Annotated in this window: 6 protein-coding genes; 4 read left to right on the forward strand and 2 right to left on the reverse strand. The window is 70.8% G+C overall.

Features of this window, described 5'->3' with window-relative positions; translation table 11 throughout:
• Nucleotides 1-117 precede the first annotated feature (117 nt).
• The 3 genes from AB0F44_RS23315 (at nt 118) to AB0F44_RS23325 (ending at nt 3,100) form a co-directional block, all read left to right on the forward strand.
• On the forward strand, nt 118-630 hold the full coding sequence (locus AB0F44_RS23315) for a cell division protein FtsQ (RefSeq protein ID WP_357359050.1): 513 nt from the start codon (nt 118-120) through the stop codon (nt 628-630).
• 62 nt (nt 631-692) lie between these two features.
• Complete coding sequence (locus AB0F44_RS23320) at nt 693-1,385, forward strand: YcnI family protein (RefSeq protein ID WP_357359051.1); 693 nt, start codon at nt 693-695, stop codon at nt 1,383-1,385.
• Complete coding sequence (locus AB0F44_RS23325) at nt 1,382-3,100, forward strand: copper resistance protein CopC (RefSeq protein ID WP_357359052.1); 1,719 nt, start codon at nt 1,382-1,384, stop codon at nt 3,098-3,100. The genes AB0F44_RS23320 and AB0F44_RS23325 overlap by 4 nt, the downstream gene beginning before the upstream one ends.
• Before the next feature lie 3 nt (nt 3,101-3,103).
• On the opposite strand, the gene AB0F44_RS23330 is transcribed toward AB0F44_RS23325, so the two are convergent.
• Together AB0F44_RS23330 and AB0F44_RS23335 are read right to left on the reverse strand one after the other, a co-directional pair.
• Nucleotides 3,104-3,943, reverse strand: a complete 840-nt coding sequence (locus AB0F44_RS23330; RefSeq protein ID WP_357359053.1) for a hypothetical protein — start codon at nt 3,941-3,943, stop codon at nt 3,104-3,106.
• A gap of 24 nt (nt 3,944-3,967) precedes the next feature.
• Complete coding sequence (locus AB0F44_RS23335) at nt 3,968-5,350, reverse strand: FAD-linked oxidase C-terminal domain-containing protein (RefSeq protein ID WP_357359054.1); 1,383 nt, start codon at nt 5,348-5,350, stop codon at nt 3,968-3,970.
• A gap of 189 nt (nt 5,351-5,539) precedes the next feature.
• Here AB0F44_RS23335 and AB0F44_RS23340 point away from each other — a divergent pair, with 189 nt between their 5' ends.
• Entirely contained in the window at nt 5,540-6,475 is a 936-nt protein-coding gene (locus AB0F44_RS23340) for a TerC family protein (protein ID WP_357359055.1), read from the forward strand.
• Nucleotides 6,476-6,620: the final 145 nt, after the last annotated feature.

Raw genomic sequence — 6,620 nt, forward strand, 5'->3', positions numbered from 1 at the left:
TGACGCTTCGTCCGGCGTACGTGACGTTTCGACGCCAAAAACTGACTTCTCGCGCTCGATAACTGACGTCTCGGCGTCAGGTTCTGACTTCTCGGGCTGTCTGCGACAATATGCGGCGTGGATTTGAGGGTGGTGCGGCCGACGCGCGGGAGCGTGTGGCTGGCGCTGCTCGCGGCGGTGGAGATCACCACCGGGTCCAGCTTGGCCCACCTGGCCGGCGGCGGGGAGCTGCCGGACGCGTTGTGGCTGGTGGCGACCGGGTTCGCCGCCTTCGGCGCCGGGGTCGTGGTGCTGCAGCGACGCGTCGGGATCGTCCTGGGGGCGGTGCTCGCCGGAGCGGCGCAGCTGGGGATGCACGAGGCCTTCGAGGCGTACGCGGCCCCCGCCGCCCACATGCACAACAGCGGCTCGGGCGACACGTCGATGCTGGTCGCGCACACCGCGGCCGCGGTGCTCACCGTCGCCGTGTGGCTGCTGCACCGCCGAGCCTGGCAGGTCATCTCCCGGGCGCTCACCAAGCCCCGGATCCCGATCCCGTTCCGCCTGCCGGTCCAGGCGCAGCCGGTCGTGCCGCGCACCGGGCTGTGGACGTACGTCGCTGCCGGCCGGGGTCCGCCGGTCCTCGCCTGAGGACCCGACCCCGACAACTGGGCACCGCCCAACAGCAGACACTCCACAGAAAGCAACAACCCATGTCTCGACGTACCCTCACGCGCCTCGGCGCGCCCGCCGCCGCTGCCGCGGCCGTCACCGTCCTCGTCGCCGCTCCGGCCTCCGCGCACGTCACGGTCACCCCGACCGAGACGGCGGCCGGCGCCTACACCGTGCTGACCTTCAGCAACGGCCACGGCTGCGAAGGCTCGCCGACCAAGCAGATCACGATCCAGGTCCCGGAGGGGATCAACGACGTGACGCCCACGCGGCAGGCGTTCTACGACGTCAAGGTCGTCTCCGAGAAGCTCGCCGAGCCGATCGAGGACGCTCACGGAAACAAGCTCACCGAGCGTGACGCCTCCGTCGTCTACACCGCCAAGACGCCGCTGCCCGACGGTCAGCGGGACGCCTTCGAGGTCTCACTGCAGCTGCCCGAGGAGGAGGGCACGCTCGCCTTCCCCGTCATCCAGACCTGCGTGAAGGGCGAGACCGCCTGGGTCGAGGAGGCTCCCGAGGGCGCCACCGAGGAGCCGGAGAACCCGGCTCCGTCCTTCGAGGTCACCGCGGCCGAGTCCGAGGACGGGCACAGCACGGAGGTCGCCTCCGCGCAGACCGAGGTCGACGACGCGGAGGACGACGGCAACCTGTGGGGTGCTGTCGGCGCCGGCGCCGGCATCCTCGGCCTGATCGCGGGCACGACCGCCCTCGCGCTGGGGCGTCGCAAGGCGTGAGTGTTCCCCTGACGCGCCGGCCCGGCCTCGACTACCGGGGCCCGGGTCGGCGCGCCCTGGGGCGGCTGCTGGTGGTGCTTGCTGCCGCTGCGTACGCCGTCCTTTTCAGCATCTCCCCCGCCCAGGCACACGCGACGCTGATCGGCACCGACCCCGAGGAGGGTGCGGTGCTGAAGGTGGCGCCGGAGACGATCACCTTCACCTTCGACGAAGGCGTCTCGCTGCCACCCGATGGGGTGACGGTCTACGACGCGAAGGGCGAGGAGGTCACCTCCGAGGCGACCGCGAGCGGCACCGAGATGCAGGTCGCGCTCGCGGAGGCGAGCAGCCTCGGCGACGGCACCTACGTCGTCGCCTGGCGAGCGGTCTCGGCCGACGGTCACCCGATCTCGGGCTCGCTGACCTTCGCGGTCGGCGCCCCGAGCCTCAGCGTCGCCCCACCTCCGTCCACGGAGCCGTCCAGGGCGACGGCGGTGATCCACGGGGCGCTCCAGTTCCTCCAGTACGCAGCACTGCTGCTGGTCGTGGGCCTGGTCTGGTTCCGCGCGGCCATCTTGGGTGGGCACAGCGTGGGCGAGCACCGCATCCCGGACCGCGCCACGGCGCGGGTGCAGCGGGTCGAGGTCCTCGCCGGCATGGTCGCCGTGTTCGCGCTGGTGCTCCTGGCCCCGGCCAGCGGCGCGCTGCAGAGCGAGAGCGGACCCGGGGCGATCCTCACCTTCGACGCCTGGTCGCCGGCCTCGGTCGGCAAGGAGTGGCTCAGCGCCCTGGTGGGGATCATCGGCATCGCGGCCGCGCTCGCGCTGCGCGAGCGGCCGCGCCTGGCCGCGGCCGCAGGGCTGGTCGCGATCTGCTCCCCGGCGCTGGTGGGCCACTCCCGAGCGGTCGTACCCGCCTGGCTGGTCACCGCCACCGACGTCATCCACCTCGTCGCCGGCGCGCTCTGGCTCGGCGGGCTGGTCGGGCTCGCGCTGACCCTGCCGCTGATCACCCGGCGCGGCACGGTCGCGGCCGAGATCGTCACCCGGTTCTCGACCCTCGCCGCCGCGTCCCTGGCCGCCCTCGCGGTCTCGGGCGTGCTGATGGGCTGGCGGATCCTCGGCTCCTGGGACAACCTGCTCAACAGCACGTACGGCACCCTGCTGATGACCAAGATCGCCCTTGTCGTCGCGGTGGCGGTGATGGCGGCCGGCAACCGGCTGCTGGTCCTCCCCCGCGTACGTCAGGCGGCCGGCCACGACGACACCGTCGAGGCCGGCTCGATGCTGCGCCGGGCCGTGCTGATGGAGGCGGGCGTGCTCGTCGTCGTCCTCGGCGTCACCGGCTTCCTGGTCGACCAGCCGCCGCAGGCCGGGGCCGGCTCGACCGGGACCGGCTCGGCCACGGTCGCGCAGACCAACACCCAGGCCGCGGAGCTGGGCGACGACCACCGGGTCTACGCGACGCTGACCCCGGCGGGTCCGGGTCCGAACGTGCTCCGGCTGCAGATCCAGGACGCGGCCGGCGAGCCCGTCGAGGCGGCGGCGGTACCGACCGCCAAGCTGAGGTCCGGCGACGTCGACCTGGGCAGCCTGGCCCTGAAAACGGTCGCTGCCGGCACCTGGGAGGCGGACGTCGTACTGCCCAAGGGCGGTGTCTGGGAGGCGACCGTCGGCCTACGGCTGGGCGAGTTCGAGAGCCCGCTGGGGCTCGTGAAGTTCCCCGTCAGACAGTGACGCTCAGACAGTGACCGGGAGCCGGAGCGTGTGGATCATCCCGTCGACACGCACCTGCACGAAAAAGACGTAGTCACCCGCCTTCGGCGGCTTCACGTGGATGCCGAGGCGGGTGCCGTCCTCGCCGTTCTCGGGGCCGCCGAGCGGGTGCAGGTGGATCACCTCGCCCGTCTCGCGGCTGAACGCAGTCACGTGCGCGTAGACCCCGAGGTAGGTGCCGAGGTTGACCGGCTTGCCGGCCAGGTCGGAGATCACGACACCGATCTCCTGGTCGATCCCGGGCTTCGGGGTCTCCTCCAGAGCAGCGATCACGGTGCCGTCGTCGGAGCCGGGTACGTCCACCTCGGAAGCCCCCGCCACCTTCGCCGTCGCGCCGAGCATCGCCTGCTCCCCCTTGCCGTCGGGAGTTCGGGCCGCGAACTCGACGACCACCCGGTAGTTGCCCCCCGCGGGCAGCGTCAGGTCGCCGGACCAGTCCCCCGCCTCGCCCTGGGTCGGGTGCAGGTGGCGGAAGACCTCCAGGTCGTCGCGTACGACGTAGAGGTGGAGGTCCTTGGTCTGCTCCTCGATGTAGTCGGTGACGGGGTCGCCGTCCTTGGTGATCGTGAAGCTCACCTTCCCCGGCGTGCCGGCCTCGGTGGGCAGGCTGACGTCACCGAGCGTGTAGCCGCCCGCCGTTGCGGAGGTGCCGTCGGCACCCTTGATGGCGGTCACGACCGTCGCGACGTTGGTCGATCCGCTGGGGTTCGAGGTGGGGTCGGCCGCCTCCGGTTCACCGCCGCAGGCGATCAGGGTGATCGCGAGGCCGAGGGTCAGGACGACAGCAGCAATTCCGACACGCACGGGCCAAGGGTGTCACGACCCTGTTCAGAACCCGACACCCGGATTGAGAATCCCCAGCGGGTCCAGGGCCGCCTTGATCCGGTGCTGCAGGTCGATGGAGTCGGCGCCGATCTCGGGCTCGAGCCACTTGCGCTTGAGCCGGCCGACACCGTGCTCGCCGGTGGTGGTGCCACCGAGCTCGATGGCGAGGGCGAAGATCTCGTCACCGGCGAGGGTCTCGGCCGGCGGCATCACGCCCGGGACGTCGTCCGGCGACGGGTCCCAGCCGATGACCGGGTGGAGGTTGCCGTCGCCGGCGTGGGCGAGCGTGTAGGTGCGTACGCCGTGCCGCTCGGAGATCTCGGAGATCCGGTCGACCGCCTCGGCGAGCCGGGACCGGGGCACGCAGATGTCCTCGATGAACCAGGACCCCTCCGCCTCGATCGCGGGCAGGATCTGGCGGCGGGTCTCCACCAGCCGGTCGGAGGACTCCTCGTCGACGCCCTGCTCGATCCAGGTCGCCTCCTTGCCGAGGATGGCCGCGATGGCCTCGATCTCCGTTTCCGCCGCGGGTCCGTCGGTCTGGGCGATCACCAGCGCGTCGCCCCGCTCGGCATACCTGGTCCCTGCGAACCGGTCGACCGCCTCGAGACACCGCCGGTCGATGAACTCCAGCATCGACGGCAGCCGCCGGGCGGCGGCGATCTCGGCGCAGGCCCGAGCGGCCGCGGCCACCGAGGCGTACGCAGCCGACGCCGTCAACGTGGAGACCGGACGTGGCTTGAGTCGCAGGGTCGCGCCGACGACGATGCCCAGGGTGCCCTCGGAGCCGACGAAGAGGGCGGTGAGGTCGAGCCCCGCGACGCCCTTCATGGTGCGGCGGCCGGTGTGGATCAGGGTGCCGTCGGCGAGGACGACGTCGAGGCCGAGAACCGCCTCCCGGGTGACCCCGTACTTCACGCACCGCAGCCCGCCGGCGTTTGTCGCGACGTTGCCGCCGATCGAGCAGATCGCCGCCGAGGCCGGGTCGGGTGCGTACCGCAGCCCCACGTCGGCCGCCGCCGCGTCCAGCCGCGCGTTGAGCACGCCCGGCTCGACGACCGCGATCTCGTCGACCGGGTCGAGCTCGAGGATCCGGTCCATCGCGGAGAGGTCGACGACGAGGTGGCCGGTGCCGGCCACCGCTCCCCCGGCCAGCCCGGTGCCCGCGCCGCGCGGGACCACCGGCACCCGGTGTGCCGAGGCGACCCGCATCGCCGCTTGGACATCCGCGATGCTGTGCGCCCTCACCACCGCCAGCGGCAGGCCGGCGGCAACCGATCCGGACCGGTCGGTCGAGGCCGCCAGCAGCGAGATCTCGTCGGTCACCACCTCGGAGACGCCGGCGGCGAGGTCATCGACCAGGGAAAGCTGTGACTCCGTCGTCATCCTGACATTCTCTCGTGAGACGGCCAATTGCGAACCCCTTCGACGATACCGATACGCTTTACCTCGAGGGGAGTACCTCACCAAGCTCATTCCGGTCAGTACGTCGGTGCCGACACCGTCCCGGAATGACACCCCGATCTCGGGGTGAGGGAGACCTCAGACGTTCATCGACACGCCTGAGGAACCTGCATGCTCGATACCATCGCCACGCCCACTCTGTGGGCCGTGACCATCGCCGCCGTCGTGGTGCTGATCGCCCTCGACTTCGTCCTGACCCGCAAGCCCCACGAAGTCTCCATGAAGGAGGCCATCGGCTGGTCGGCCTTCTACATCGCGCTTCCGCTCGCCTTCGGCGTCTGGGTCTGGAACGCCCACGGGAGCCAGACCGGCTTCGAGTACTACACCGGCTACATCGTCGAGAAGTCGCTCAGCGTCGACAACCTGTTCGTCTTCATGCTGCTGCTCGCGGCCTTCGCGGTGCCACGCCACCTGCAGCAGAAGGTGCTGCTCTTCGGCATCGTCGGCGCGCTCGTGCTGCGTGGCATCTTCATCGCTCTGGGCGCCGCGGCGCTCTCCCAGTGGGACATCGTCTTCCTGATCTTCGGCGCGATCCTGCTGATCACTGCCGCGAAGATCTTCACCGAGGCGCTCCAGGGCCACGACCAGAAGGTCGACCCCGAGGAGATGCTGGCCGTACGTATCGGCCGCAAGATCGGCCTGAAGCCGATGGCCATCGTGGTGCTCGCCATCTTCGCCACCGACATCGTCTTCGCCGTCGACTCGGTGCCGGCGGTCTACGGCATCACCGGCGACCCCTACCTCGTCTTCGCCACCAACGCGTTCGCACTGCTCGGCCTGCGGGCCCTCTACTTCGTGCTCGAGGGTGCCCTGTCCAAGCTGGTCCACCTCTCCTACGGTCTGGCCGCGATCCTCGCCTTCATCGGCGTCAAGCTCGGCCTGCACTGGGCCCACGGCATCTGGGACAGCGTCCCGGTCGTCCCGACCTGGCTCTCCCTGGTGATCATCGTCGGCATCCTCGCCGTCACGGTCACCACCAGCCTGATCGCCTCCGCGCGTACGCAGGCCCGTGAGGAGACCGAGGCCCTGGAGGAGACGAACGCGTAAGCGCACGTGTTGGTCTCGACACGCTCGGCCGCGGGCGGCCTCGCGGCTCGACCAGCGGAGAGACCAATCGCCAGCCCCACCTTCGACAGCTCCCTCTCTTACGAGTTGGGCCACTGGCTTCGGGTGTTGCCGACTTTCGTGACGT

The organism is Nocardioides sp. NPDC023903 (genome assembly GCF_040639295.1).
Lineage (GTDB): Bacteria > Actinomycetota > Actinomycetes > Propionibacteriales > Nocardioidaceae > Nocardioides.

Bases quoted from the DNA above. Each gene is read 5' to 3' on its own strand.
- AB0F44_RS23320 (WP_357359051.1), top strand. From the start codon at position 693: ATGTCTCGACGTACCCTCACGCGCCTCGGCGCGCCCGCCGCCGCTGCC.
- AB0F44_RS23340 (WP_357359055.1), top strand. From the start codon at position 5,540: ATGCTCGATACCATCGCCACGCCCACTCTGTGGGCCGTGACCATCGCC.
- AB0F44_RS23335 (WP_357359054.1), bottom strand. From the start codon at position 5,350: ATGACGACGGAGTCACAGCTTTCCCTGGTCGATGACCTCGCCGCCGGC.